Annotated in this window: 24 protein-coding genes; 19 read left to right on the top strand and 5 right to left on the bottom strand. The window is 72.4% G+C overall.

The genetic code is table 11. From position 1 onward, the window contains the following. Positions 1-12: 12 nt before the first annotated feature. On the top strand, positions 13-894 hold the full coding sequence (locus ACZ45T_RS05030) for a YceI family protein (protein ID WP_468437569.1): 882 nt from the start codon (positions 13-15) through the stop codon (positions 892-894). 23 nt (positions 895-917) lie between these two features. Here ACZ45T_RS05030 and ACZ45T_RS05035 read toward each other — a convergent pair whose 3' ends face one another. Further along, entirely contained in the window at positions 918-1,160 is a 243-nt protein-coding gene (locus tag ACZ45T_RS05035) for a hypothetical protein (protein ID WP_468437571.1), read from the bottom strand. 76 nt (positions 1,161-1,236) lie between these two features. Here ACZ45T_RS05035 and holA point away from each other — a divergent pair, with 76 nt between their 5' ends. Beyond that, positions 1,237-2,229: a DNA polymerase III subunit delta gene (gene holA / locus ACZ45T_RS05040; RefSeq protein WP_468437573.1), complete on the top strand. Its 993-nt coding sequence runs from the start codon at positions 1,237-1,239 to the stop codon at positions 2,227-2,229. Positions 2,230-2,399: 170 nt separating this feature from the next. Here the strand turns inward: holA and rpsT are convergent, their stop codons facing one another. Continuing rightward, positions 2,400-2,666 carry a 30S ribosomal protein S20 gene (gene rpsT, locus ACZ45T_RS05045; RefSeq protein ID WP_030384651.1) on the bottom strand — a complete coding sequence of 89 codons (267 nt, stop codon included), beginning with the start codon at positions 2,664-2,666 and terminating at the stop codon, positions 2,400-2,402. A gap of 197 nt (positions 2,667-2,863) precedes the next feature. Here rpsT and lepA point away from each other — a divergent pair, with 197 nt between their 5' ends. The 3 genes from lepA (at position 2,864) to hemW (ending at position 8,358) form a co-directional block, all read left to right on the top strand. Beyond that, positions 2,864-4,729 carry a translation elongation factor 4 gene (lepA, locus tag ACZ45T_RS05050; RefSeq protein ID WP_468437575.1) on the top strand — a complete coding sequence of 622 codons (1,866 nt, stop codon included), beginning with the start codon at positions 2,864-2,866 and terminating at the stop codon, positions 4,727-4,729. Between the two features lie 235 nt (positions 4,730-4,964). Then, on the top strand, positions 4,965-6,857 hold the full coding sequence (locus tag ACZ45T_RS05055; protein ID WP_468437577.1) for an AMP-dependent synthetase/ligase: 1,893 nt from the start codon (positions 4,965-4,967) through the stop codon (positions 6,855-6,857). A gap of 268 nt (positions 6,858-7,125) precedes the next feature. Next, entirely contained in the window at positions 7,126-8,358 is a 1,233-nt protein-coding gene (gene hemW, locus ACZ45T_RS05060) for a radical SAM family heme chaperone HemW (RefSeq protein WP_468437579.1), read from the top strand. A gap of 68 nt (positions 8,359-8,426) precedes the next feature. On the opposite strand, the gene ACZ45T_RS05065 is transcribed toward hemW, so the two are convergent. Both ACZ45T_RS05065 and ACZ45T_RS05070 read right to left on the bottom strand, forming a co-directional pair. Then, a complete protein-coding gene (locus ACZ45T_RS05065) occupies positions 8,427-9,236 on the bottom strand; it encodes a DUF3097 domain-containing protein (protein ID WP_468437581.1) in 810 nt (269 codons plus the stop codon). Between the two features lie 28 nt (positions 9,237-9,264). After that, positions 9,265-9,990 (bottom strand): MBL fold metallo-hydrolase, encoded by a 726-nt coding sequence (locus ACZ45T_RS05070; protein ID WP_468437583.1) that lies wholly within the window; start codon positions 9,988-9,990, stop codon positions 9,265-9,267. Positions 9,991-10,146: 156 nt separating this feature from the next. Here ACZ45T_RS05070 and hrcA point away from each other — a divergent pair, with 156 nt between their 5' ends. The 12 genes from hrcA (at position 10,147) to ACZ45T_RS05130 (ending at position 20,738) form a co-directional block, all read left to right on the top strand. After that, positions 10,147-11,163: a heat-inducible transcriptional repressor HrcA gene (gene hrcA, locus ACZ45T_RS05075; protein WP_468437585.1), complete on the top strand. Its 1,017-nt coding sequence runs from the start codon at positions 10,147-10,149 to the stop codon at positions 11,161-11,163. Beyond that, positions 11,164-12,303, top strand: coding sequence for a molecular chaperone DnaJ (gene dnaJ, locus ACZ45T_RS05080; protein ID WP_360892983.1), 1,140 nt, complete (start codon positions 11,164-11,166; stop codon positions 12,301-12,303). A 237-nt stretch (positions 12,304-12,540) separates the two neighbouring features. Then, positions 12,541-13,632: a nitronate monooxygenase gene (locus ACZ45T_RS05085; RefSeq protein ID WP_468437588.1), complete on the top strand. Its 1,092-nt coding sequence runs from the start codon at positions 12,541-12,543 to the stop codon at positions 13,630-13,632. Continuing rightward, complete coding sequence (locus tag ACZ45T_RS05090; protein ID WP_468437590.1) at positions 13,629-14,372, top strand: 16S rRNA (uracil(1498)-N(3))-methyltransferase; 744 nt, start codon at positions 13,629-13,631, stop codon at positions 14,370-14,372. The genes ACZ45T_RS05085 and ACZ45T_RS05090 overlap by 4 nt, the downstream gene beginning before the upstream one ends. Before the next feature lie 132 nt (positions 14,373-14,504). Further along, the gene (locus tag ACZ45T_RS05095) at positions 14,505-14,864 is read left to right on the top strand and encodes a histidine triad nucleotide-binding protein (RefSeq protein WP_468438015.1); all 360 of its coding nucleotides are present in this window, start codon (positions 14,505-14,507) and stop codon (positions 14,862-14,864) included. A 3-nt stretch (positions 14,865-14,867) separates the two neighbouring features. Beyond that, entirely contained in the window at positions 14,868-15,773 is a 906-nt protein-coding gene (locus ACZ45T_RS05100) for a ribonuclease Z (protein ID WP_468437592.1), read from the top strand. A gap of 165 nt (positions 15,774-15,938) precedes the next feature. Beyond that, entirely contained in the window at positions 15,939-17,033 is a 1,095-nt protein-coding gene (locus ACZ45T_RS05105) for a carbohydrate kinase family protein (RefSeq protein WP_468437594.1), read from the top strand. 127 nt (positions 17,034-17,160) lie between these two features. Next, complete coding sequence (locus ACZ45T_RS05110) at positions 17,161-18,198, top strand: PhoH family protein (protein ID WP_468437596.1); 1,038 nt, start codon at positions 17,161-17,163, stop codon at positions 18,196-18,198. A gap of 13 nt (positions 18,199-18,211) precedes the next feature. Beyond that, positions 18,212-18,709 (top strand): rRNA maturation RNase YbeY, encoded by a 498-nt coding sequence (gene ybeY / locus ACZ45T_RS05115; protein WP_468437598.1) that lies wholly within the window; start codon positions 18,212-18,214, stop codon positions 18,707-18,709. After that, a complete protein-coding gene (locus ACZ45T_RS05120) occupies positions 18,706-20,010 on the top strand; it encodes a hemolysin family protein (RefSeq protein WP_468437601.1) in 1,305 nt (434 codons plus the stop codon). The genes ybeY and ACZ45T_RS05120 overlap by 4 nt, the downstream gene beginning before the upstream one ends. After that, positions 20,007-20,360 (top strand): MmcQ/YjbR family DNA-binding protein, encoded by a 354-nt coding sequence (locus ACZ45T_RS05125; RefSeq protein WP_468437603.1) that lies wholly within the window; start codon positions 20,007-20,009, stop codon positions 20,358-20,360. The genes ACZ45T_RS05120 and ACZ45T_RS05125 overlap by 4 nt, the downstream gene beginning before the upstream one ends. Before the next feature lie 21 nt (positions 20,361-20,381). Continuing rightward, positions 20,382-20,738 (top strand): cytidine deaminase, encoded by a 357-nt coding sequence (locus tag ACZ45T_RS05130; RefSeq protein ID WP_468437605.1) that lies wholly within the window; start codon positions 20,382-20,384, stop codon positions 20,736-20,738. Positions 20,739-21,043: 305 nt separating this feature from the next. Here the strand turns inward: ACZ45T_RS05130 and ACZ45T_RS05135 are convergent, their stop codons facing one another. Beyond that, on the bottom strand, positions 21,044-22,318 hold the full coding sequence (locus ACZ45T_RS05135; protein ID WP_468437607.1) for an MFS transporter: 1,275 nt from the start codon (positions 22,316-22,318) through the stop codon (positions 21,044-21,046). Positions 22,319-22,389: 71 nt separating this feature from the next. Between ACZ45T_RS05135 and ACZ45T_RS05140 the strand changes: the two genes are divergently transcribed. Both ACZ45T_RS05140 and ACZ45T_RS05145 read left to right on the top strand, forming a co-directional pair. After that, the gene (locus ACZ45T_RS05140; RefSeq protein ID WP_468437609.1) at positions 22,390-23,418 is read left to right on the top strand and encodes a GlxA family transcriptional regulator; all 1,029 of its coding nucleotides are present in this window, start codon (positions 22,390-22,392) and stop codon (positions 23,416-23,418) included. Positions 23,419-23,526: 108 nt separating this feature from the next. After that, positions 23,527-24,828, top strand: coding sequence for a WxL domain-containing protein (locus ACZ45T_RS05145; protein ID WP_468438017.1), 1,302 nt, complete (start codon positions 23,527-23,529; stop codon positions 24,826-24,828). The last annotated feature ends 321 nt before the right edge of the window (positions 24,829-25,149 follow it).

Raw genomic sequence — 25,149 nt, forward strand, 5'->3', positions numbered from 1 at the left:
GGTGCAACAGCCATGTTCGGTCGCCGACGGGGGATAGAGACGGCCGGAGGTTCCAGCCAGCAGTCATCCGCGACACTGACGCTTCCGCCGACGGCGCGTCTGCTCAGCTGCCGGGTTCTCGACACGGTCCACCAGCCGGTACGGCAGGCCACGTTCGAGGTGACCGACCCGATCGGCCGCCGGATCGTCCGTGGCGAGACCGACCCGTACGGCGGCTTCACGGCAGCCGTCCCGGAGGGGGAGTACCGGCTCTCCGTCACCGCCGAGGGGTACGCGCCGTTCCACGGGGCGACGCTCGTGGGGGACCCGGCGCAGCCCGGTACCGCGGAGATCATCCTCGACGCGGTGGAACCGCCGCTGCTGCCGCAGCCCGGTCACTGGGAGCTCGACCCGACGCACTCGTCCATCGGCTTCACGGCGAGGCACATCGGCCTGGCCCGGATCCGCGGCCGCTTCAACACGTTCGCCGGCGCGGTGCGGATAGCCGAGCGCATGGAGGACTCCTCCATGCACGTGATCATCGATGCGGCGAGCATCGACACCGGGGTGCGGCTGCGCGACGACCACCTGAGGTCGGGAGACTTCCTGGACGCGGCCCGGCACCCCACGGTGGAGTTCTACAGCGAACGGTTCATCCACCGCAGCGGCAGCCGCTGGGCGGTGGCGGGCGCCCTCACCCTGCACGGGGTCAGCCGCTCCGTCACCCTGGACACCGAGTACCTGGGGCTGGGTACGGGCCTGGAGGGCGAGGTGCGGGCCGCCTGCCGGGCATCCGCCGAACTGCACCGCGAGGACTTCACCCTGAACTGGCAGTCGATGCTGGCGCACGGGATCGCGGCGATCGGCTCCAGCGTGGAAGTGACCCTGGACGTCCAGATCGTGCACAAGGCCTGACGGACCGCGAGGCGCCCCGGCTCCTACGGGGTCTCCAGCCAGCCTTCGTACTCGGCGGCGAGGTCGTCCAGCGAGGTGGCGTCGAGCCGTTCCTGCGGATCCTCGACGACCACCAGCCACTGGGCGTCCTCGGCGTCGTCCTCGCCGGCCAGCGCGTCGCGGACCAACTGCGGTTCCTCCGGGAGGCCGAAGCGGTCGGCGGCCTCCCGGGCCACCTCCTCGGCGGCGTCGCGGTCGGGCAGGACGAGTACATGTCGCACGTTCACCCGACCATTCTCAAGGATCGCGTGAGGGGGGTCGCGGGGCGGGGGACTGTCAGTGCGGCGTGGGATGCTGGAGGCGATGGCCACCAGGAAGAATTCCACCGACGATCCGCTTGCCCCGCTCACCCTCGCGGTGGGGCAGGAGGAGCTGCTGCTCGACCGTGCCGTACGGGAGGTGGTGGCGGCCGCCCGTGCCGCCGACGCCGACACGGACGTCCGCGACCTCTCCTCCGAGCAGCTCCAGCCCGGCACACTGGCCGAGCTGACGAGCCCCTCGCTCTTCTCCGAGCGCAAGGTCCTGGTCGTGCGCAATGCGCAGGACCTGTCCGCGGACTCGGTCAAGGAGGTCAAGGCCTACCTCGACGCGCCCTACGAGGAGATCATCCTCGTCCTCCTCCACGCGGGCGGGGTCAAGGGCAAGGGCCTGCTGGACGCGGCGCGGAAGGCGGGCGCGCGGGAGATCGCCTGCCCGAAGATGACGAAGGCCGCGGACCGGCTGTCGTTCGTGCGGGGCGAATTCCGCACGCTGGGCCGGTCGGCGACCCCCGAGGCGTGCCAGAGCCTGGTGGACGCGATCGGCAGCGACCTGCGGGAGCTGGCGAGTGCGGCGGCGCAGCTGTGCGCGGACGTCGAGGGAACCATCGACGAGGCCGTCGTCGGCCGCTACTACACGGGCCGGGCCGAGGCCTCCAGCTTCACCGTCGCCGACCGGGCGGTCGAGGGGCGTGCGGCGGAGGCCCTGGAAGCCCTGCGCTGGTCCCTGTCCACCGGGGTGGCGCCGGTCCTGATCACCAGCGCCCTGGCCCAGGCGGTCCGCGCGATCGGCAAGCTGGCCTCCGCCCCGCGCGGAGCCCGACCGGGCGACCTCGCCCGGGACCTGGGCATGCCGCCGTGGAAGATCGACCGGGTCCGCCAGCAGATGCGGGGCTGGTCGGCCGACGGGGTCTCGGAGGCGCTGCGCGCTGTGGCCGCCGCCGATGCAGGAGTCAAGGGTGGGGGCGACGACCCCGAGTACGCCCTGGAGAAGGCGGTCGTGGCGGTGGCCCGCGCGGCCCGCCCCCAGCGCCACTGACACGCGCGAAGGCCCCGGCCACCACCCTGGGGAAGGGTGGAGGCCGGGGCCTTCGGTTACTTCTGGTTGCGCCGCACCCGCGTGGCGAACGCTTCGTGTGCGGAGCGGGGTGCCGGTCAGGAGCGGGAGAGAGGGCCCACTGGGTCCCTTCCGGCGATCACATCGAGAGCTCAGCCCTGGAGGGAGGCAACCTTGGTGGCCAGCGCCGACTTCTTGTTGGCGGCGGCGTTCTTGTGGATGACACCCTTCGAGACAGCCTTGTCGAGCGCACGCGCGGCGGCACGAGAAGCCACGGTGGCCTTCTCGACGTCACCGGCGACGACGGCCTCGCGGGCCTTGCGGATCGCGGTCTTGAGCGAGGACTTGACGGCCTTGTTGCGCAGGCGCGCCTTCTCGTTCGTCTTGTTCCGCTTGATCTGGGACTTGATGTTCGCCACGAAAGAGCCTTTTCAGGTTCAGAGTTTGATCTTCGGATTGTGCCTCGACAGCTGAGAGGGCATACGAGACACAGCTGCCCAGGCTACCAGGCACGCTTCTGGCGGCCCAAACCGAGCGCACTGCCCCGTCCATGGGACCATGGGAGGACTCAGACTCCGTTCCGAGTTCCGACTGCGACCGAGAATCAGGACACTGCGTGCCCGCGATCCCCAGCCACGTGCCCGAGCCGAGCCGTACCGACCCGGCGCTGATCCGCAATTTCTGCATCATCGCGCACATCGACCACGGCAAGTCGACCCTTGCCGACCGGATGCTCCAGCTCACCGGTGTCGTCGACCAGCGGCAGATGCGCGCCCAGTACCTCGACCGCATGGACATCGAGCGTGAGCGCGGCATCACGATCAAGTCCCAGGCGGTCCGGCTGCCCTGGGCGCCCACCACGGGCGAGGGTCAGGGCTCCACCCACATCCTCAACATGATCGACACCCCCGGGCACGTCGACTTCACCTACGAGGTCTCGCGCTCCCTCGCCGCGTGCGAGGGCACGGTCCTCCTGGTGGACGCCGCTCAGGGCATCGAGGCGCAGACCCTCGCCAACCTGTACCTGGCGATGGAGAAAGACCTCGCGATCGTCCCGGTCCTGAACAAGATCGACCTGCCGGCCGCCCAGCCGGAGAAGTTCGCCGAGGAGCTCGCGAACCTGGTCGGCTGCCAGCCCGAGGACGTCCTGCGCGTCTCGGCGAAGACCGGTCTCGGCGTGGACGCGCTGCTCGACAAGATCGTCGCCACGGTCCCGGCCCCGGTCGGCCCCAAGGACGCCCCGGCCCGCGCGATGATCTTCGACTCGGTCTACGACTCGTACCGCGGCGTCGTCACGTACGTCCGTGTGGTCGACGGCCAGCTCAACAAGCGCGAGCGCATCCGGATGATGTCCACCGGCGCCACCCACGAGCTGCTGGAGATCGGCGTCTCCTCCCCGGAGATGACCCCTGCCGACGGCATCGGCGTCGGCGAGGTGGGCTACATCATCACCGGCGTGAAGGACGTCCGTCAGTCCAAGGTCGGTGACACGATCACCAGCCTGCACAACGGCGCGACCGAGGCCCTCGGCGGCTACAAGGACCCGCGGCCCATGGTCTTCTCGGGCCTGTACCCGCTCGACGGCTCGGACTACCCGGACCTGCGCGAGGCCCTGGACAAGCTGCAGCTCAACGACGCCGCGCTCGTCTACGAGCCGGAGACCTCGGCGGCGCTCGGCTTCGGCTTCCGCGTCGGCTTCCTCGGCCTGCTCCACCTGGACGTGGTCCGCGAGCGCCTGGAGCGCGAGTTCGGCCTCGACCTGATCGCCACCGCGCCCAACGTGGTCTACCGGGTCGTCCTGGAGGACGGCAAGGAAGTCACCGTCACCAACCCGAGCGAGTTCCCCGAGGGCAAGATCTCGGACGTCTTCGAGCCGGTCGTACGGGCCACCGTGCTCGCGCCCACCGAGTTCATCGGCGCGATCATGGAGCTCTGCCAGACCCGCCGCGGCACCCTCCTCGGCATGGACTACCTCTCCGAGGACCGGGTCGAGATCCGCTACACCCTCCCGCTCGCGGAGATCGTCTTCGACTTCTTCGACCAGCTGAAGTCCAAGACGCGCGGTTACGCCTCCCTCGACTACGAGCCCACCGGCGAGCAGTCCGGCAGCCTGGTCAAGGTCGACATCCTGCTGCACGGCGACAAGGTCGACGCCTTCTCCGCCGTCACGCACAAGGACGCCGCCTACGCCTACGGTGTGCGCCTCGTCGCCAAGCTGCGCGAGCTCATCCCGCGGCAGGCCTTCGAGGTGCCGATCCAGGCCGCGATCGGCTCCCGCGTCATCGCCCGCGAGACCATCCGCGCCATCCGCAAGGACGTCCTCGCCAAGTGCTACGGCGGTGACATCTCCCGTAAGCGCAAGCTCCTGGAGAAGCAGAAGGAAGGCAAGAAGCGCATGAAGATGGTCGGCTCCGTGGAGGTCCCGCAGGAGGCCTTCATCGCCGTCCTCTCCAGCGACGAGTCCGGCGGCAAGAAGAAGTAGCCGCCCCCCGGCCGTCCGATACGAGCAGGCCTCCGCGCACCGGCGCGGGGGCCTGTTTCGTTATGAACCGGCCGCTTGCGGGCCCTTACGCACGCGCCGGGCGCGCTCTAGTCTGATCACTGCTCGACGGTTACTCGCCAGTCACTAACCGGCACGTCTCAAACCCGCCAGTCCCAAGCGCCCCGCAAGCGCCCTACGCCCACGCACTGCCGCGTGGGCCGGTCCGGAGGATGTCGTGAGCGACACACAGACCTATCTCGAGAACCGCCCGTCCAGCGTGGCGGTGCTCTTCCTTGAGCGCGTCGCAGCGACGCCCGACGACGAGGCCTACCGGTACCCGGTGCCCGCGGCGGGCGGCCAGGGCGCCACAGACGACTGGAAGTCGCTCAGCTGGGGCCAGGCGGCCGAGCGCGTCTTCGCCATCGCCGCCGGGCTGATCGCCCTCGGCCTGGAGTCGGAGCAGCGCGTCGCGCTCTCCTCCAACACCCGGGTCGACTGGATCCTCTCCGACCTCGGCGTGATGTGCGCCGGCGGCGCGGTCACCACCATCTACCCCAGCACCAATGCGGACGAGTCGGCCTTCATCCTCTCGGACTCCGAGAGCCGGGTGCTCATCGCCGAGGACGCGAAGCAGCTGGCGAAGGCGCGCGAGCGCCGCGCCGACCTGCCGCACCTCGCCCACGTCGTGGTCCTGGAGGCCGCCGACGCCGTCCCCGCCGAGGGCGACCCCGAGGGCTGGGTGCTCTCGCTGGCCGATCTGGAGGCGAGCGGCAAGGAGTACCTCGCCAAGCACCCCGAGGCGGTCAAGGAGCGGATCGCGGCGATCACCTCCGACCAGCTCGCCACCCTCATCTACACCTCCGGCACGACCGGCCGCCCCAAGGGTGTCCGGCTGCTGCACGACAACTGGTCGTACCTGGCCAAGGCCATGGTCGCCACCGGCCTGATCCACAAGGACGACGTCCAGTACCTGTGGCTGCCGCTGGCCCACGTCTTCGGCAAGGTGCTCACCTCCGGGCAGATCGAGGCCGGCCACGTGACCGCCGTCGACGGCCGGATCGACAAGATCATCGAGAACCTGCCGGTCGTGCAGCCGACCTACATGGCGGCCGTTCCGCGCATCTTCGAGAAGGTCTACAACGGCGTGGCCGCCAAGGCCCGGGCCGCCGGCGGCGCCAAGTACAAGATCTTCCAGTGGTCGGTCGGCGTCGCCCGCGAGTACGCCAAGGTCACGCAGGACAACTACCGCCGCACCGGCCGGGCGAGCGCCCCCTTCGGCCTCACCACCAAGCACAAGATCGCCGACGCGCTCGTCTACTCCAAGCTCCGCGACGCCTTCGGCGGGAAGCTGCGCGCCGCCGTCTCCGGCGCCGCCCCGCTGGCGCCCGAGATCGGCTTCTTCTTCTCCGGCGCGGGCATCCACATCCTGGAGGGCTACGGCCTGACGGAGTCCAGCGCGGCCTCCTTCGTCAACCCGGGCGAGGCCTACCGCACCGGCACGGTCGGCAAGCCGCTCCCCGGCACCGAGGTCCGCATCGCCGACGACGGCGAGATCCTGCTGCGCGGCCCCGGCATCATGGAGGGCTACCACCAGCAGCCCGACAAGACCGCCGAGGTCCTGGAGTCCGACGGCTGGCTGCACACCGGAGACATCGGCGAGCTCTCGGCCGACGGCTACCTGCGCATCACCGACCGCAAGAAGGACCTGATCAAGACCTCGGGCGGCAAGTACGTCGCCCCGGCGGAGATCGAGGGCCAGTTCAAGGCGATCTGCCCGTACGTGTCGACCATCGTCGTGCACGGCGCCGACCGGAACTTCTGCTCGGCCCTGATCGCGCTCGACCAGCCGTCGATCCTGGTCTGGGCGGCCGAGAACGGGCTGGAGGGCAAGACGTACGGGCAGGTGCTGGCCGCGCCGGAGACCGTGCGGCTCATCGAGACGTACGTGCAGACCCTCAACGAGGGCCTGCAGAGGTGGCAGACGATCAAGAAGTTTCGGCTGCTGCCGCGCGACCTCGACGTGGAGCACGGCGACCTCACGCCGAGCCTGAAGCTGAAGCGTCCGGTGGTCGAGCGTGAGTTCAAGCACCTGATCGAGGAGATGTACGAGGGCAGCCGCGAGGCCTGACGCCTGCCGCGGGCTCGGCGGGGCGGGGCGGGGCGGCTGGGGCCGCGCCCCGCGGACCCCGCCCCTGCCGGGCTGTGCCTCGCTGCGGCGCCGCTGCCGGGGGCGCTGCCCCCGGACCCCCGCGCCTCAAACGCCGGCGGGGCTGAAAGATCGGGGCTCCGCCCCGGACCCCGCGCCTCAAGCGCCGGCGGGGCTGGATGTGCGGGGCGGGGTTGGATGTGCGGGCGGGGCCGCCGGCGGGGCTGGATTCGTGCGGGACAATGGGGGCATGCCTTCCGCACTGCCCGACGGTGAACCCATGCCCCAAGACGGCTCGCTGCCGTCGCACGCCCTGGTGGGTGCCGGGGAGCGGCCGCTCGGGTTCTACCTGCACGTCCCGTACTGCGCCACGCGCTGCGGGTACTGCGACTTCAACACGTACACGGCCACCGAGCTGCGGGGCACCGGCGGCGTGCTCGCCTCCCGGGAGAACTACGCCGACACCCTGATCGACGAGGTCCGCCTCGCCCGGAAGGTGCTCGGCGACGACCCCAGGGCCGTCCGTACCGTCTTCGTGGGCGGCGGCACGCCGACGCTGCTGCCCGCCGGGGACCTCGTACGGATGCTCGCGGCGATCCGGGACGAGTTCGGCCTGGCCGAGGACGCCGAGATCACCACCGAGGCCAACCCGGAGTCCGTCGATCCGACGTACCTGGCCGAACTGCGCGCCGGCGGCTTCAACCGGATCTCCTTCGGCATGCAGAGCGCGAAGCAGCACGTCCTGAAGGTGCTCGACCGCACGCACACGCCGGGACGGCCGGAGGCGTGCGTCGCCGAGGCGCGCGAGGCCGGCTTCGAGCACGTCAACCTGGACCTGATCTACGGGACCCCGGGGGAGTCGGACGAGGACTGGCGGGCGTCGCTCTCGGCGGCGCTGGGCGCCGGGCCGGACCACATCAGCGCCTACGCGCTGATCGTGGAGGAGGGGACGCAGCTGGCGCGGCGGATCCGCCGGGGCGAGGTCCCGATGACGGACGACGACGTCCACGCCGACCGGTACCTGATCGCGGACTCGGTGATGGCCGAGGCCGGGTACTCCTGGTACGAGGTCTCGAACTGGGCCACCTCGGAGGCCGGGCGCTGCCTGCACAACGAGCTGTACTGGCGCGGCGCCGACTGGTGGGGCGCCGGGCCGGGAGCGCACTCGCACGTGGGCGGGGTCAGGTGGTGGAACGTCAAGCACCCGGGCGCCTATGCGGCGGCCCTGGCCGAGGGCCGCTCCCCGGGCGCGGGGCGCGAGCTCCTGTCCGAGGAGGACCGGCGGGTCGAGCGGATCCTGCTGGAGCTGCGCCTCGTGGACGGGGTCCCGCTGTCGCTGCTCGCCCCCGCGGGGCTCGCCGCGTCCCGCAAGGCCCTCACGGACGGCCTGCTGGAGGCCGGGCCGTACGAGGCCGGGCGGGCCGTGCTGACCCTGAAGGGGCGGCTGCTGGCCGACGCGGTGGTCCGGGACCTGGTGGACTGACCACTCGGCGGGGTGAATCCGTCCTGGACATCAAGCCGGACACCGGCGGATCGGCACCCTCCCGAAGTTCAGGCGGCGCCGCCGACCGTGACGAAGTCGATGAGCTCCTCGACGCGGCCCAGCAGGGTCGGCTCCAGGTCCTTGTACGAGGTCACCCGAGACAGGATGTGCTGCCAGGCGGCCCCGGTGTTCTCCGGCCAGCCCAGGGCCCGGCAGACGCCCGTCTTCCAGTCCTGGCCGCGCGGGACCACCGGCCACGCGGCGATGCCCAGCGCGGACGGTTTCACCGCCTGCCAGACGTCCACGTACGGGTGGCCCGCGATCAGGACGTCCGGCGAGGTCACCGACGCCGCGATACGGGACTCCTTCGAGCCCGGCACCAGGTGGTCCACCAGGATCCCCAGGCGGGCGTCCGGCGCGGGGGCGAACTCCGCCACGATGGCCGGGAGGTCGTCGATGCCCTCCAGGTACTCCACCACCACGCCCTCGATGCGCAGGTCGTCACCCCAGACCCGCTCCACCAGCTCGGCGTCGTGCCGGCCCTCGACGTAGATCCGGCCCTTCCGGGCGACCCGGGCCCGGGCGCCCGGGACGGCGATCGACCCGGACGCCGTACGGGAGGGCGCGGCCGGGCCCCGGGACGGGCGGACCAGGGTGACGACGGCGCCCTCCAGCAGGAAGCCCCGCGGTTCCATCGGGAACACCCGCCGCTTGCCGAAGCGGTCCTCCAGGGTCACCGTGCCCGCCTCGCAGGCCACCACCGCGCCGCAGAAGTCCGTACCCGCGACCTCGACCACCAGGTCCGGTTCGGCCGGCACCTCCGGCACGGCCTTGGGTCGCTTCCACTGCGGGGTCAGGTCGGGGGAGTACTCGCGCATCCGGCCGACAGTAGGAGAGCCGCGGGCGTCATGCTCCCGACACGCCGAAACGGGCCGCCAGTGTGGCGCGTTGCGCACGGACGAAGTCCGCGGAGACCACCGCTCCGTGACCCGGCACGTACAGCGCGTCGTCCCCGCCCAGCGACAGCAGCCGGTCCAGGGCGGCGGGCCACTGCCGGGGCGCCGCGTCCGGGCCCGCCAAGGGCTCGCCGGACTCCTCCACCAGGTCCCCGCAGAACACCACCTCGCGCTCGCCCGGCACGAAGACGGCCAGATCGTGACCGGTGTGCCCGGGCCCCACGTTGGCCAGCAGCACCTGCACCCCGCCGAGCTCCAGCGTCCACTCGCCCGACACCGCATGTCCCGGCAGCACCAGCAGGTCCACCGCCTCGGCGGCCTCGTGCTCCGCCAGCCCGTGCCGCACCGCGTCCCCGCGCAGCTCCTCGCGGCCCGTCGACAGCAGCGCGGCCAGCCCGACCGCCCCGAACACCTCGGCACCGGAGAAGGCGGCCCCGCCCAGGACGTGATCGAAATGGCCGTGCGTGAATGCGATATGGGTCACGCGCCGGCCCGTCAGCCGCTCCGCCTCGGCCCGCACCTGCGCGCCCTCCCGGACGCACGAACCGGGATCGACGAGGAGCACCGACTCGTCCCCCACCACCAGTCCCACCGTGCAGTCCCACACCGGGAGCCGTCTGCGTCCGACCCGTCCGGCCAGCCGTTCCCAGCCCGCCTCTTCCCAATGCACGTCCATACGGCGACGCTACCCTGGCGGGCCTCCCTTGCCAGGGGCTCACCACCCGCCCGTACACTGAGCGGGGGATCTCTGGCACTCGAACGTCCAGAGTGCCAACGAACACGGCAGTACACGGCAGAACACGGCAACGGACCACAGCTGGAGGTGTGCGCGATGCTCAGCGAACGCAGACTCGAAGTGCTGCGCGCCATCGTCCAGGACTACGTCGGGACGGAGGAGCCCGTCGGCTCCAAGGCGCTCACCGAACGCCACCGGCTCGGCGTCTCGCCCGCCACCGTGCGCAACGACATGGCCGTGCTGGAGGAGGAGGGCTACATCGCCCAGCCCCACACCAGCGCCGGCCGGATCCCCACCGACAAGGGCTACCGCCTCTTCGTCGACAAGCTGGCGGGGGTCAAACCGCTGTCGACGCCCGAGCGCCGGGCCATCCAGAACTTCCTCGACGGCGCCGTCGACCTCGACGACGTCGTCGGCCGTACGGTGCGGCTGCTCGCGCAGCTCACCCGGCAGGTCGCCGTCGTCCAGTACCCGAGCCTGACCCGGTCGACCGTCCGGCACGTGGAGCTGCTCTCGCTCGCTCCCGCGCGCCTGATGCTCGTACTGATCACGGACACCGGTCGCGTCGAACAGCGGCTGATCGACTGCCCGAGCCCCTTCAGCGAGACCTCGCTGGCCGACCTGCGGGCCCGGCTCAACAGCCGGGTCGTCGGCCGGCGCTTCACCGATGTGCCCCCGCTCGTCCAGGACCTCCCCGAATCCTTCGAGGCCGAGGACCGCGGCACCGTCTCCACGGTGCTGACGACCCTCCTCGAAACCCTGGTCGAGGAAGCAGAGGAGCGGCTGATGATCGGCGGTACCGCCAATCTCACCCGCTTCGGACACGATTTTCCCCTGACGATCAGGCCGGTGCTCGAAGCGCTGGAGGAGCAGGTCGTGCTTCTCAAGCTGCTGGGCGAGGCCAACGAGTCGGGAATGGCCGTACGGATCGGGCATGAGAATGCCTACGAGGGACTGAACTCCACGTCCGTCGTCTCCGTCGGTTACGGTTCGGGCGGCGAAACAGTCGCCAAACTCGGCGTGGTCGGACCGACCCGCATGGACTACCCCGGAACGATGGGAGCGGTACGCGCAGTGGCACGTTACGTCGGACAGATCCTGGCGGAGTCGTAAGTGGCCACGGACTACTACGCCGTTCTCGGCGTGCGCCGCGACGCATCGCAGGACGAGATCAAGAAGGCCTTCCGGCGCCTCGCGCGTGAACTCCACCCGGATGTGAATCCGGACCCGAAGACGCAGGAGCGCTTCAAGGAGATCAACGCGGCCTACGAGGTGCTCTCGGACGCCCAGAAGAAGCAGGTCTACGACCTCGGCGGCGACCCGCTGTCCGCCTCCGGCGGTGGCGGCGGTGCGGGCGGCTTCGGAGCCGGCGGCTTCGGCAACTTCTCCGACATCATGGACGCCTTCTTCGGCCAGTCCTCGCAGCGCGGCCCGCGCTCGCGGACCCGCCGCGGCCAGGACGCCATGATCCGCCTCGACCTGGAGCTGGACGAGGCGGCCTTCGGGACCACCAAGGACATCCAGGTCGACACGGCCATCGTCTGCACCACCTGCTCCGGCGAGGGCGCTGCCCCCGGTACCTCGGCGCAGACGTGTGACATGTGCCGCGGCCGCGGTGAGGTCTCGCAGGTCACCCGGTCCTTCCTGGGCCAGGTCATGACCTCGCGCCCCTGCCCGCAGTGCCAGGGCTTCGGCACCGTCGTCCCGACCCCGTGCCCCGAGTGCGCGGGCGACGGCCGGGTCCGTTCCCGCCGCAGCCTCACGGTCAAGATCCCGGCCGGTGTCGAGAACGGCACCCGCATCCAGCTCGCGGGCGAGGGCGAGGTCGGCCCCGGCGGCGGCCCCGCCGGCGACCTGTACGTGGAGATCCACGAGCTGCCGCACCCGACGTTCCAGCGGCGCGGGGACGACCTGCACTGCACGGTGACCATCCCGATGACGGCGGCCGCGCTGGGCACCAAGTGCCCGCTGGAGACGCTGGACGGGCTGGAGGAGATCGACATCCGGCCAGGCACCCAGTCCGGCCAGGCGATCCCGCTGCACGGGCGCGGCGTGACCCACCTGCGCGGTGGCGGGCGCGGCGACCTCATCGTCCACGTCGAGGTCACCACCCCGAGCAAGCTGGACGCCCAGCAGGAGGACCTGCTGCGCCAGCTGGCGAAGCTGCGCGGCGAGGAGCGGCCCACCGGCCAGTTCGCGCCGGGTCAGCAGGGGCTGTTCAGCCGCCTGAAGGACGCGTTCAACGGCCGCTGACCGGCCTGCGACCACAGCCACGAGCCCGGCCGGGGGATTCCCCGGCCGGGCTCGCTGCGTCGGCCCCGACGTCGGCCCCGACGTCGGCCCCGACGTCGGCCCGGTGCCGGCCCGGTGCCGGCCCGATGCCGTTCCGATGGCGGCCGGACACGGGCCGACTGCCGTGTCGGTAAGCGGACTATGCCAGGCGAATGCCATGATTCGGTCCCCTGAGCGGGACATGGCACGATGCAGTCCATGTCCACGGCACCGAACGGTCTCTCCCCCCACCCGATCGTGCAGGCTCCCATGGCGGGCGGCGGCTCCGGCCCGCAGCTCGCCGCTGCCGTGTGCGAGGCGGGCGGACTGGGCTTCCTGGCCGGCGGCTACAAGACCGCCGACGGGATGTACCAGGAGATCAAGCAGGTGCGGGCGCTCACCCGGCGCCGTTTCGGCGTCAACCTCTTCATGCCGCAGACCGGTTACGTGGACCCGGCCGCCGTCGAGGCGTACCGCGGGCAGCTGGCCGGGGAGGCGAGCTGGTACGGGATCTCCCTCGCCGAGGAGGAGATCATCGGCACCAGCGACGACGGCTACGACGCCAAGCTGGCCATCCTCCTCGAAGACCCGGTCCCGGTCGTCTCGTTCACCTTCGGCTGTCCCGCGTCCGCGACCCTCGCCGCCCTGCGCAAGGCCGGTACGTACACCGTCGTCACGGTGACCTCCGACGACGAGGCCCGTACCGTCCAGCAGGCGGGCGCCGACGCCGTCTGCGTCCAGGGGGTCGAGGCCGGCGGCCACCAGGGCACCCACCGCGACGACCCCCAGGCCGACGGCACGGCCGCCGTGGGGCTCCTCGCGCTGGTGGCCCAGGTACGGGAAGCCGTGGCCCTCCCGATCATCGCCGCGGGCGGCCTCATGCGGGGCTCGCAGATCGCGGCGCTGCTGGCGGCGGGCGCGGAGGCGGCGCAGCTCGGGACGGCCTTCCTGGCCTGCCCGGAGTCGGGCGCCGCCCCCGAGCACAAGCAGGCGCTGACGGACCCGCTGTTCGTCCGCACCGAGCTGACCCGGGCCTTCTCCGGGCGGCCGGCGCGGGGGCTGGTGAACCGCTTCATGCGCGAGCACGGGCCGTACGCCCCGGCCGCGTACCCGCAGGTCCACCACCTGACCTCGGGGCTGCGCAAGGCGGCCGCCGCGGCCGGCGACCCGCAGGGCATGGCCCTGTGGGCGGGCCAGGGGCACCGGCTGGCGCGGACGCTGCCGGCGGGGGAGCTGGTGGAGGTGCTGGCGGCCGAACTGGCCGAGGCGCAGAGCACGTTGAAGGCAAGACAGATGAGGAGTGCGTCATGACCGCCCCGGTGTTCGTGGTCGAAGAGGTCCCGGCGGGACCGGAGTTCGTCCTGGACGGTCCGGAGGGCCGGCACGCGGTGTCCGTGAAACGGCTGAACCCGGGCGAGGCGGTGGTCCTCACGGACGGCCGCGGCGGCTGGGCCGAGGCCGTCGTGAAGGCCGCGGAGGGCAAGGACCGGCTCGTCGTGGCCGTCTCCTCGGCCGGGCAGGAACCGCAGCCGCCGGTCCGCATCACGGTGGTCCAGGCCCTTCCCAAGGGGGACCGCGGCGAGCTGGCCGTCGAGACGATGACCGAGACGGGCGTGGACGCGATCGTGCCCTGGCAGGCCTCGCGCTGCATCACGCAGTGGCGCGGCGACCGGGGGGCCAAGTCCCTGGCCAAGTGGCGGGCCACGGCCCGGGAGGCGGGCAAGCAGTCCCGCCGGGTGCGTTTCCCGGAGGTGGCCGAGGCCATGTCCACCAAGCAGGTGGCGGCGCTGCTGGCCGGCGCCGACCTGGCGATGGTGCTCCACGAGGACCGCGACACCCCCTCCGGGGCGCTGGCCACGGCGGACCTCCCCGCCTCGGGTTCCGTGGTCCTGGTGGTCGGCCCGGAGGGGGGCGTCTCACCGGAGGAGCTGGCGGCCTTCGCCGAAGTGGGGGCCCACCCCTACCGCCTGGGCCGCTCCGTCCTGCGGACCTCCACGGCCGGCACCGCGGCCACGGCGGTCCTGCTGGCCCGCACCGGGCGCTGGTCCTGACCGGGCGGCCGGCCCGGGCGGCAGGCCCCGAACGATCCGCACCGAGTGCTCGGCCCTGAGCGGACGCGGCCCCCGAGCGGCGCCGGGCTGGATACGATGCCCGGACCGATCACCGTCACGGAAGGCGAAGCAATGGCCGGGGAACCGCAGGCCGACTGCCTGTTCTGCAAGATCGTCGAGGGCCAGATCCCCGCGACCGTGGTCCGGGAGACCGAGACCACGGTCGCCTTCCGGGACATCAACCCGCAGGCGCCCACGCACGTGCTCGTCATCCCCAAGGTGCACTACCCCGACGCCGCCTCCCTGGCCGCCGCCGAGCCCGGCGTCGTCGCCGACATACTGACCGAGGCCGGGCGGATCGCCGCCGACGAGAAGATCGACGACCACGGCTACCGGGTCATCTTCAACACCGGCGCCGGCGCCGGCCAGACCGTCTTCCACGCCCACCTGCACGTCCTCGGCGGCCGCGGCCTCCAGTGGCCCCCCGGTTAGACCGTGTCCGTACGCGAGTTCGTGGTGCTGGGCACCGCCAGCCAGGTGCCCACCCGCCACCGCAATCACAACGGCTACCTGCTGCGCTGGGACGGCGAGGGCATCCTCTTCGACCCGGGCGAGGGCACCCAGCGCCAGATGCTGCGCGCCGGGGTGGCCGCGCACGACATCAACCGGATCTGCGTCACCCACTTCCACGGTGACCACAGCCTCGGCCTCGCCGGAGTGATCCAGCGGATCAACCTCGACCAGGTCCCGCACCCCGTCACCGCGCACTACCCGGCCTCCGGGCAGAAGTTCTTCGACCGGCTGCGGTACGCCACGGCCTACCGGGAGACCGTGCCGCTGCGCGAGGAACCGGTGGCCGGGGACGGGCCGCTGGCGCGCGGGGCCTCGTACGTCCTGGAGGCCCGGCGGCTCTCGCACCCGGTGGAGTCCTTCGGCTACCGGATCACCGAGCCCGACGGGCGCCGCATGGTGCCCGAGCTGCTCGCGCAGTACGGGATCAAGGGGCCGGACGTGGGCCGGATCCAGCGCGAGGGCCAGCTCGACGGGGTCACGCTGGACGAGGTCAGCGAGCCCAGGCCCGGGCAGCGGTTCGCGTTCGTCATGGACACCCGGCTCTGCGCCGGCGTGGACGAGCTCGCCGAGGGCTGCGACATGCTGGTGATCGAGTCGACCTTCCTCGACGAGGACGAGCGGCTCGCCACCGACCACGGGCACCTCACCGCGGGCCAGGCGGCGCGCGTGGCGCGGGACGCGGGTGTGCGGCACCTCGTGCTGACGCACTTCTCGCAGCGCTACACCGACCCGGCCGAGTTCGAGCGCCAGGCCCGCGCGGCGGGCTACGAGGGCGAGCTCACGGTGGCCGCGGACCTGGTGCGCGTACCGCTGCCGAAGCGGGGCTGAAGCCGGACGGCGGCGCCGCGGCCGGGGGCGCGGCCCCCGGCCCCCGCGCCTCGCGCGCCGTCGAAGCTGAACGGGTGGGTGATCTGCGCCACACTGGGTTTTGGTTCTGTCCCGGGCGGGCAGGGCTGGCAGCTTTCCGCCGGAAAACTCATCGGGGAGTACACCGTGACCAGTAGGGACGACGACAGTCGCGCAGCCGCAGTGGACCCGCTCGGTCCGCTGCGCGATCCCCAGGAACCGGGCTGCGACGTCTTCCTCACCGGCACGGTCTTCCTCGACATCATCTTCACGGGCCTGGACTCCGCGCCGGTACGCGGTACGGAGTCCTGGGCGCGGGGCATGGGCTCCAGCCCCGGCGGCGTCGCCAACATGGCCACCGCTCTGGCCCGGCTCGGCCTGCGCACCTCGCTGGCCGCGGCCTTCGGGGACGACCACTACGGCGAGTACTGCTGGGACGCCCTCGAACAGGGCGAGGGAATCGACCTGTCCATGTCGCGGACCATCCCCGGCTGGCACAGCCCCGTCACCGTCTCGATGGCCTACGAGGGCGAGCGCACGATGGTCTCGCACGGCCACGAGGCCCCGCCCCCCGCGGGCCCCGGGCCCTTCCCGCAGTGCCCGCCCAGAGCCCGTGCGGCCGTGGCCTCGCTGGGGCCCGGCCGCGGCGAGGAGTGGATCGGCGAGGCCGCCCGGCGCGGCTCGCGCGTCTTCGCGGACGTGGGCTGGGACGAGAGCGGGCGGTGGGACCTGGGGGCCCTGGCCGACCTGGAGCACTGCGAGGCCTTCCTGCCGAACGCGGGCGAGGCCATGCGGTACACGCGGACCGACTGCCCGCGGGCGGCGGCCCGGGCGCTGGCGGAGAAGGTGCCGATCGCGGTGGTGACGATGGGCGCGGAGGGCTCGTACGCCGTCGACGGGCGCACGGGGGAGACGGCGCAGGTCCCGGGGATCACCGTGGACGAGCTGGACCCGACGGGCGCGGGGGACGTGTACGTGGCGGGCTTCGTCACCGGCACCCTGGCGGGCTGGCCGCTGGCGGACCGGCTGGCCTTCGCCGGGCTGACGGCGGCCCTGTCGGTCCAGGAGTTCGGCGGCTCTCTGTCGGCCCCCGGCTGGCCCGAGGTGGCCCACTGGTGGCGGGCCGTCCCGGAGGCGCTGCGCGGCCGCTACGGCTTCCTGGACGACCTGATCCCGCCGGGCTCCTCCCCGGCCGCGCGGCGCCGGGCGGTGCCGACGATCGGCTTCCGGCACTCCGCGTAGCCGCCGGTTCCCCGGCGGCGAAAACCTCTCGGGGAAGCCGCCGCGGAGACGTAGGCTTGGTAATCCGGAGGTCGTCGAACGGCGCGGCCCCTCAGCGGGAGGTATGTGCAGGCCACAGTGCCGGCCCATGACTCAGACACCCACAGCCCACATCCCGGCGCCGGGGCAGGCGCGAGCCCACTTCACCGTTCCGGCCACGCACCCGATGGTGAGCGTGCTCGGATCGGGTGACGCCCTGTTGCGCGTGATCGAGAAGGCCTTCCCGAAGGCCGACATCCATGTTCGGGGCAATCAGGTCAGCGCGATCGGTGCGGCTGCGGAAGTCGCCCTGATCCAGCGCCTGTTCGACGAGATGATGCTGGTGCTCCGCACCGGGCAGCCGATGACGGAGGACGCAGTGGAACGCTCGATCGCCATGCTCAAGTCGAGCGAGAACGGCAACGGCCCGGACGAGACGCCCGCCGAGGTGCTCACCCAGAACATCCTCTCCAGCCGCGGCCGGACCATCCGACCCAAGACCCTCAACCAGAAGCGGTACGTCGACGCGATCGACAAGAACACGATCGTCTTCGGCATCGGCCCCGCCGGTACCGGAAAGACCTACCTGGCCATGGCCAAGGCGGTCCAGGCCCTGCAGTCCAAGCAGGTCGGCCGGATCATCCTGACCCGGCCCGCCGTCGAGGCGGGGGAGCGGCTCGGCTTCCTGCCGGGCACCCTCTTCGACAAGATCGACCCGTACCTGCGCCCGCTCTACGACGCGCTGCACGACATGATCGACCCGGACTCGATCCCGCGCCTGATGGCCGCGGGCACGATCGAGGTGGCCCCGCTGGCCTACATGCGAGGCCGCACGCTCAACGACGCCTTCGTCGTCCTCGACGAGGCGCAGAACACCACGGCCGAGCAGATGAAGATGTTCCTGACCCGGCTCGGCTTCGACTCGAAGATCGTCGTCACCGGTGACGTCACGCAGATCGACCTGCCGGGTGGTGCCAAGAGCGGTCTGCGTCAGGTCCAGGAGATCCTCGAAGGGGTGCCGGACATCCACTTCTCGCGGCTCACGTCCGAGGATGTCGTCCGCCACAAGCTGGTCGGCCGTATCGTCGACGCGTACGAGAAGTACGACGACAGCCAGCCGGCCGGGAACGGCCACCAGCGGAAGTAGAGCTCAGCGCACCATGTCGATCGACGTCAACAACGAGTCCGGAACCGAGGTCGACGAGCAGGCGATCCTCGACATCGCCCGCTACGCGCTCACCCGGATGCGGATCCACCCGCTCTCGGAGCTCTCCGTCATCGTCGTCGACGAGGCGGCGATGGAGCAGCTCCACATCCAGTGGATGGACCTGCCCGGCCCCACCGACGTCATGTCCTTCCCGATGGACGAGCTCCGTCCGCCGATGAAGGACGACGAGGAGCCCCCGCAGGGGCTCCTCGGCGACATCGTGCTCTGCCCCGAGGTCGCCAAGAAGCAGGGGGAGGACGCCCCCACGCAGCACTCCATGGACGAGGAGCTCCAGCTCCTGACCGTCCACGGGGTGCTGCACCTGCTCGGCTACGACCACGAGGAGCCGGACGAGAAGGCCGAGATGTTCGGCCTCCAGGCGGCCATCGTCGACGGCTGGCGCGGTGAGCGCGGCATGACCGGCCCGTCCCCGGCGCCGACCGTCTCGTGAACGCCCCCCAGCTGATCACCGGGGCCGTGCTGCTGGTGGTCGTGGCCTGGTTCGCGGCGTGCGCCGAGTCCGGGATCGCCCGCATCTCGAGCTTCCGCGCCGAGCAGGCCGTACGGGAGGGCCGGCGCGGCAGCGAGAAGCTCGCCCAGGTCGCCGGCGACCCCACCCGCTACCTCAACGTGGCCCTGCTGGTCCGCGTCACCTGCGAGATGGCGGCGGGGGTGCTCGTCACCTACGTCTGCCTCGACGAGTTCGGCGAGAACTGGACCGCGCTGTTCGTGGCGATCGCCGTCATGGTGCTGGTGTCCTTCGTCGCCGTGGGCGTCTCCCCGCGCACGATCGGCCGCCAGCACCCGCTGAACACCGCGACGGCGGCCGCGTACGTCCTCGTACCGCTCGCCAGGGTCATGGGGCCGATCCCGCAGCTGCTGATCCTCATCGGCAACGCGCTCACGCCCGGGAAGGGCTTCCGCAAGGGGCCGTTCGCCTCCGAGGCCGAGCTGCGCGCGATGGTGGACCTCGCGGAGAAGGAATCGCTCATCGAGGACGACGAGCGGCGGATGGTCCACCAGGTCTTCGAGCTCGGGGACACGCTGGTGCGCGAGGTGATGGTGCCGCGCACCGATCTGGTCTGCATCGAGCGGTACAAGACGATCCGTCAGGCGACCACGCTCGCCCTGCGGTCCGGTTTCTCGCGCATCCCGGTGACCGGGGAGAACGAGGACGACATCGTCGGGATCGTGTACCTGAAGGACCTGGTCCGCAAGACCCACATCAGCCGGGAGTCCGAGGCCGACCTGGTGTCGACGGCGATACGGCCGGCCGTCTTCGTGCCGGACACGAAGAACGCGGGCGATCTGCTGCGCGAGATGCAGCAGGTGCGCAACCACGTGGCCGTCGTCATCGACGAGTACGGCGGCACGGCCGGCATCGTCACCATCGAGGACATCCTGGAAGAGATCGTCGGCGAGATCACCGACGAGTACGACCGGGAGCTCCCGCCGGTCGAGGACCTGGGCGAGGACCGCTACCGGGTCACGGCGCGGCTGGACATCACCGATCTCGGCGAGCTGTTCAAGGTCGAGGCCTTCGACGACGAGGACGTGGAGACGGTCGGCGGGCTGCTGGCGAAGGCGCTGGGCCGGGTGCCGATCGCGGGTGCCTCGACGGTGGTGGACCTGCCCGACGGCCGGCCGCTGAGGCTGACGGCCGAGTCCCCGGCGGGGCGGCGGAACAAGATCGTGACGGTGCTGGTGGAGCCGGTGGTCGAGGCCGTGGCCGAGGGCGAGGAGGGCGAATGACCCCGGAGCAGCTGCGGGAGTTCTGTCTGGGCTTCAACGCGGCGGTGGAGGAGTTCCCCTTCACGCCGGAGACCTCGGTGTTCAAGGTGCTGGGGAAGGTGTTCGCGCTCACCGCGCTGGACGCCCGGCCCCTGAAGGTCAACCTCAAGTGCGAGCCGGAGCTGGCGGTGCGGCTGCGCGCCGAGCACGAGGCGATCGCGCCCGGCTGGCACATGAACAAGCGGCACTGGAACACGGTGACGGTGGGCGGCCTGCCCGATGCCATGGTCCGGGAGCTGGTGGAGGACTCGTACGACCTGGTGGTGGCGGGTCTGCCGCGGGCGGAGCGGTTGCGGCTCGACCGGCCGTGACCTGACCATATGCTTTCGCCCATGAGCGAGAGCACGGGGATCGACCCCGAGGACATCAAGATCATCACGTTGGCGCGCAGCGCCCGGGCCCGCAACGGCGTGCCCGAAGGGGCGGCGGTGCGGGACGAGACGGGCCGCACGTACGTCGCCGGGACGGTGGAGCTCGACTCCCTGAAGCTGAGCGCGCTGCAGACCGCGGTGGCGATGGCGGTGGCGAGCGGCGCCCGGTCCCTGGAGGCCGCCGCCGTCGTCAGCGCGGCCGACGCCCCCGCGGACGCGGACCGCGCGGCCGTCCGCGACCTCGGCGGCCCGGACACCCCGGTCCTGCTGGCGGGCCCGGACGGCACCGTGAAGTCCACGACGCCCGCCGGGGTCTGACCCTCGGGGGAGCCCGCCGTGTGCCGTGCCGGCGGCTCTGTGGGCCGGTTCTGGCGGAGCCGTTGCCCTCCCGGGCCGGGCCGGGTCGGGGTGGGGCCGGTTCCGTCGGGGCCGGGCGCGCGCCGGGGCGTCTCCTCGGGCGCCGAACGTGCGAGGGGTCGGGGATTGCGGCCTTGTTGTGTTCGACGCCCTGCGGGGACGCCCCGGCACACACCCGGCCCCGTCGGAACCGGCGGCTGTCTCAGCCCGCCGGGCAAATCCAGCCTCGCCGGGCGAGATTCAGCCCCGCCGGCGATTGAGACGGCCTAGCGGCGCCGGATCACCATCGCCATCGTCGCGGCCATCGCGCACAGCGCGCCCGAGGCGTACCAGACGACGTCGTACGAGCCGGTGAGGTCCCGGACCAGGCCGCCCAGGAACGCCACCGCCGCCGCGCCGACCTGGTGCGAGGCCAGGACCCAGCCGAAGACGATCGCGCCGTCGTCCCCGTAGTGCTCGCGGCACAGCGCGATCGTCGGCGGGACGGTCGCCACCCAGTCCAGGCCGTAGAAGACGATGAAGAAGATCAGCGGCGGCCGTACCGACGGCGCCAGCAGCATCGGCAGCAGGAAGAGCGAGACCCCGCGCAGGGCGTAGTAGACCGCCAGTAGCCGCCGGGCTTCGAAGCGGTCCGTGAACCAGCCCGAGGCCACCGTGCCGACCACGTCGAACACGCCGATCACCGCCAGCAGCCCCGCCGCCGCCGTCACCGGCATGCCGTGGTCGTGGGCCGCGGGGACGAAGTGGGTCCTGACCAGACCGTTGGTCGAGGCCCCGCAGATCGCGAAGGTGCCCGCCAGCAGCCAGAACGGGCCGGTCCGGGCCGCGTCGAACAGCACCGTCACCGCACGGCGGGCCGCGCCCGGAACGGGCTCCGGCTTGGCCGCGTACGTGCCCCCGTACGGCGCGAGCCCCACGTCCGCCGGGTGGTCGCGCAGCAGCAGCCAGACGAAGGGGACGACGGCCACTGCCGCCAGCGAGACCGTCACCGCCGCCGGGCGCCAGCCGTGGTGCTCCACCAGCCAGGCCAGCAGCGGCAGGAACACCAGCTGGCCGGAGGCCCCGGCCGCCGTCAGGATGCCCGTGACCAGGCCGCGCCGGGCGGTGAACCAGCGGCCGGTCACCGTCGCCGCGAAGGCCAGGGCCATCGAGCCGCTGCCCAGGCCCACCAGCACGCCCCAGTACAGCACCAGCTGCCAGGAGGCGGTCATCCACACCGTGGCCATCGAGCCGCCGGCGATGACGAGCAGGGCCAGCGCCACGACCCGGCGGATGCCGAAACGGTCCATCAGGGCCGCGGCGAAGGGCGCGGTGAGCCCGTACAGCGCGAGGTTCACCGAGACGGCGAGGGCGATGGTGCCGCGCGACCAGTCGAACTCCGCGTGCAGCGGCTCGATGAGCAGTCCGGGCAGGGAGGCGAAGCCGGCGGCGCCGATGATCGTCACGAAGGCGACGGCCGCGACGAACCAGGCGCGGTGGACGCGTCCGGGCCGGCGCGGGGCCTGCGGGGCGGCGGTGGGGGCGGGTGCTGTCTGGGTCACGCCGACAGCTTCCGGGCCACGGGGTCCCCTACGACAGTGGCCTGAGTGTCATGCTTCGCTACGATCGGGCCATGGAGCCGAAGCCGCACCCCCACCGCGTCGTCGTCCTCGCCCTCGCCGGGCTGCTCCCCTTCGAGCTCGGCATCCCGCACCGCATCTTCGGCCGGGCCAAGGATCCGGCCGGGCGGCCGCTCTACGAGATCCTGACCTGCGGGCTCGCCCCCGGGCCGGTGCGCACCGACGCCGACTTCGCGATCCAGGTCGAGCACGGCCCGGAGCTGCTGGCCACCGCCGACACGGTGGTGGTCCCGGCCTCCTACGAGCTGGGCCCGGTCCACGAGCACGGCACGCTGACCGACGGGCTCGCCGCGGCCCTCGCGCACATCCGGCCCGGCACCCGCCTCGTCTCCATCTGCACGGGCGGCTACGTGCTGGCCGCGGCCGGGTACCTGGACGGCCGCCCCGCCACCACCCACTGGGCCTCCGCCGAGCACTTCCAACGGCTCTTCCCGGCCGTACGGGTCGACGCCGGGGTCCTCTACACCGACGACGGGGACGTGCTGACCTCCGCCGGGGTCGCCGCCGGCATCGACCTGTGCCTGCACATCGTGCGCCGCGACCACGGCGCGACCGTCGCCAACGAGGTGGCCCGGCGGACCGTCGTACCGCCGCACCGCGACGGCGGGCAGGCGCAGTTCATCGACCGCCCGGTGCCTGAGCCGCAGCTCGCCACCACCACGGCGGCCCGCGCGTGGGTGCTGGACCGGCTGCACGAGCCGCTCAGGCTCAGCGACATGGCCCGTCAGGAGGCCATGTCCGTACGGACCTTCACCCGCCGCTTCCGGGAGGAGTCGGGCGTCAGCCCCGGCCAGTGGATCCTCGGCCAGCGGGTGGAGCGGGCCCGGCGGCTGCTGGAGCAGACGGAGCTCTCGATCGAGCACGTGGCGCGGGAGAGCGGCTTCGGGACGGCGCAGTCGCTGCGCAAACACGTACAGGCGGCGCTGGGAGTGAGCCCGACGGCCTACCGGCGCACCTTCAGGGCCGCGGCCACCGTGTCATCTCCTGATGGGCCATCAGTCAATGCCGGGTCCGTGCATTGACTTCTCCCGCCGCCCGCTCGTGAATGGCCCCCTGTCGGCGGGACGGAACCCAGGGGGCGGGCAGTGCGAACACGGGCGCGCAGCAGAAGATGGTCGGCGGCCGTCGGCATGGCCGTGCTCGCGGCCACGACCGGCGGTGCGCTGAGCGCACCGGCGGCCGCCGAAGGGGAAACGCCGCCGCCGGGCCAGGTCGACTTCCCGACGCACTGCCTGCCGCCGCAGGAAGCCGGACTCCCGCCCGCCGACGGGCCGACCACCGCCCGGATCACCGTCGACGACCCGGCCCCACAGGTCGGCGACACCGTCACCGTGACCTACCAGGTGGTCCGGACCCCCGCCCGCAACCCGGTCGGCGGCCCGCTCCCCGCCGACACACTGACCCCGACCGGGCGGATCCTCCTCGCCGGCGCCCAGAGCGGCGAGGTCACCGTGGTCGGAGCCAAGCGCAACGACCCCGTCGAGCCCGGCGCCGCCCTCCCCGCCGTCACCATGACCGGCACCTTCACCGTCACCGCGCCCGGCGAGATCACCCTGGCCCCGGGCGCCTACACCCTGCACACCAGCCACCTGCTGGACCTCGACACCACCTGCACCGCGGCCGCCCCCACCGCCGTCCCCGTGTCCGAACGCCTGACCGCGACCGAGCTGCCCACGGCCAACCTGCGCAGCGTCTTCCTCGCCGCGGCCCACGGAAAACCGGGCGCCGAGGTCGAGGTGACCGCCGCCGGATTCCCCCCGGGCGCCGCCGTGACGGTGGCCGGGCGGGCCGGTGCCGCGGAGACCGCCGACCGGGTGTCCGCCACCGCCGACGCGCTGGGCACGGCCGTGGTCGAGCTGCCGGTCACGGACAGGGCCACCACCGCCGTCGTCGCCTACGAGGGCGCGGCCTGGTCGGCACGGCAGGGCTCCGGCCCGGCCGCGTACACGGTCATCGCGGCCACCCCGCTGCCGCTGTCCTCCGGCACCCGGAAGGTCACGGCCACCGTGGAACCGGGCGCCCTGGGCATGACCCAGACGGGCGAGGACATCACCCTGGGCGCGGTCCCGTACGGCGACGGCGGCGCCGCCTCCGGCCGGATCGGGACCGTCACCGTCACCGACGCCCGCGGCGGCCCGGCCGGCTGGTCCCTCATCGGCAAGGTCACCGACTTCCGCGGCCCGGGCGGGATCCGCATCCCGGGCGCCTCCCTGTCCTGGACCCCGTCGTGCGCGGCGGCCGCGGGCAGCGCGAGCCCCTGTACGCCGGGCAGCGCGGGCGTGGTCGGCCCGGACGGCGCGGTGCTCGCCTCGACGCCGGACGCTCCGCTGGTCGGCGGCACCTTCACGATCGACGCCACGGTGACCCTGCGGGTGCCGCCGTACACCCCGCCGGGGGCGTACACGGCGGTCCTGACGCTGACCCTGTCGTGACGGACCGCGTGTGGCGGTGGCCGCCGCTGCGCGGAGCTGGTCCCCGCCCCGCCCTTTCTCCGTTTCCTGGGGCTCCGCCCCAGACCCCGCGCCTCAAACGCCGGCGAGGCTGGATCTTCCAGCCCGTCCGGCGTTTGAGGACCGGGTCCGGGCAGAGCCCGGGGAACGGTGGAAGGGCGGGTGGGGGACAGCTCCGCGCAGCGCTGCCCCGCGCCGCGGCGGCGCTGCTGGTCCTCGCCGCCGCGCTCGCCGTCGGGCCCGCCGGGACGGCCGCCGCGGACGACGGCCAGTGGTCCGTGCTGCCCGCCGCGACAGGCGTCG

Source organism: Streptomyces sp. NPDC030995, from assembly GCF_055571215.1.

Bases quoted from the DNA above. Each gene is read 5' to 3' on its own strand.
- ACZ45T_RS05030 (WP_468437569.1), top strand. From the start codon at position 13: ATGTTCGGTCGCCGACGGGGGATAGAGACGGCCGGAGGTTCCAGCCAG.
- holA (WP_468437573.1), top strand. From the start codon at position 1,237: ATGGCCACCAGGAAGAATTCCACCGACGATCCGCTTGCCCCGCTCACC.
- hemW (WP_468437579.1), top strand. From the start codon at position 7,126: ATGCCTTCCGCACTGCCCGACGGTGAACCCATGCCCCAAGACGGCTCG.
- ACZ45T_RS05065 (WP_468437581.1), bottom strand. From the start codon at position 9,236: ATGCGCGAGTACTCCCCCGACCTGACCCCGCAGTGGAAGCGACCCAAG.
- ACZ45T_RS05070 (WP_468437583.1), bottom strand. From the start codon at position 9,990: ATGGACGTGCATTGGGAAGAGGCGGGCTGGGAACGGCTGGCCGGACGG.
- hrcA (WP_468437585.1), top strand. From the start codon at position 10,147: ATGCTCAGCGAACGCAGACTCGAAGTGCTGCGCGCCATCGTCCAGGAC.
- ACZ45T_RS05085 (WP_468437588.1), top strand. From the start codon at position 12,541: ATGTCCACGGCACCGAACGGTCTCTCCCCCCACCCGATCGTGCAGGCT.
- ACZ45T_RS05090 (WP_468437590.1), top strand. From the start codon at position 13,629: ATGACCGCCCCGGTGTTCGTGGTCGAAGAGGTCCCGGCGGGACCGGAG.
- ACZ45T_RS05095 (WP_468438015.1), top strand. From the start codon at position 14,505: ATGGCCGGGGAACCGCAGGCCGACTGCCTGTTCTGCAAGATCGTCGAG.
- ACZ45T_RS05110 (WP_468437596.1), top strand. From the start codon at position 17,161: ATGACTCAGACACCCACAGCCCACATCCCGGCGCCGGGGCAGGCGCGA.
- ybeY (WP_468437598.1), top strand. From the start codon at position 18,212: ATGTCGATCGACGTCAACAACGAGTCCGGAACCGAGGTCGACGAGCAG.
- ACZ45T_RS05125 (WP_468437603.1), top strand. From the start codon at position 20,007: ATGACCCCGGAGCAGCTGCGGGAGTTCTGTCTGGGCTTCAACGCGGCG.
- ACZ45T_RS05130 (WP_468437605.1), top strand. From the start codon at position 20,382: ATGAGCGAGAGCACGGGGATCGACCCCGAGGACATCAAGATCATCACG.
- ACZ45T_RS05140 (WP_468437609.1), top strand. From the start codon at position 22,390: ATGGAGCCGAAGCCGCACCCCCACCGCGTCGTCGTCCTCGCCCTCGCC.
- ACZ45T_RS05145 (WP_468438017.1), top strand. From the start codon at position 23,527: ATGGCCGTGCTCGCGGCCACGACCGGCGGTGCGCTGAGCGCACCGGCG.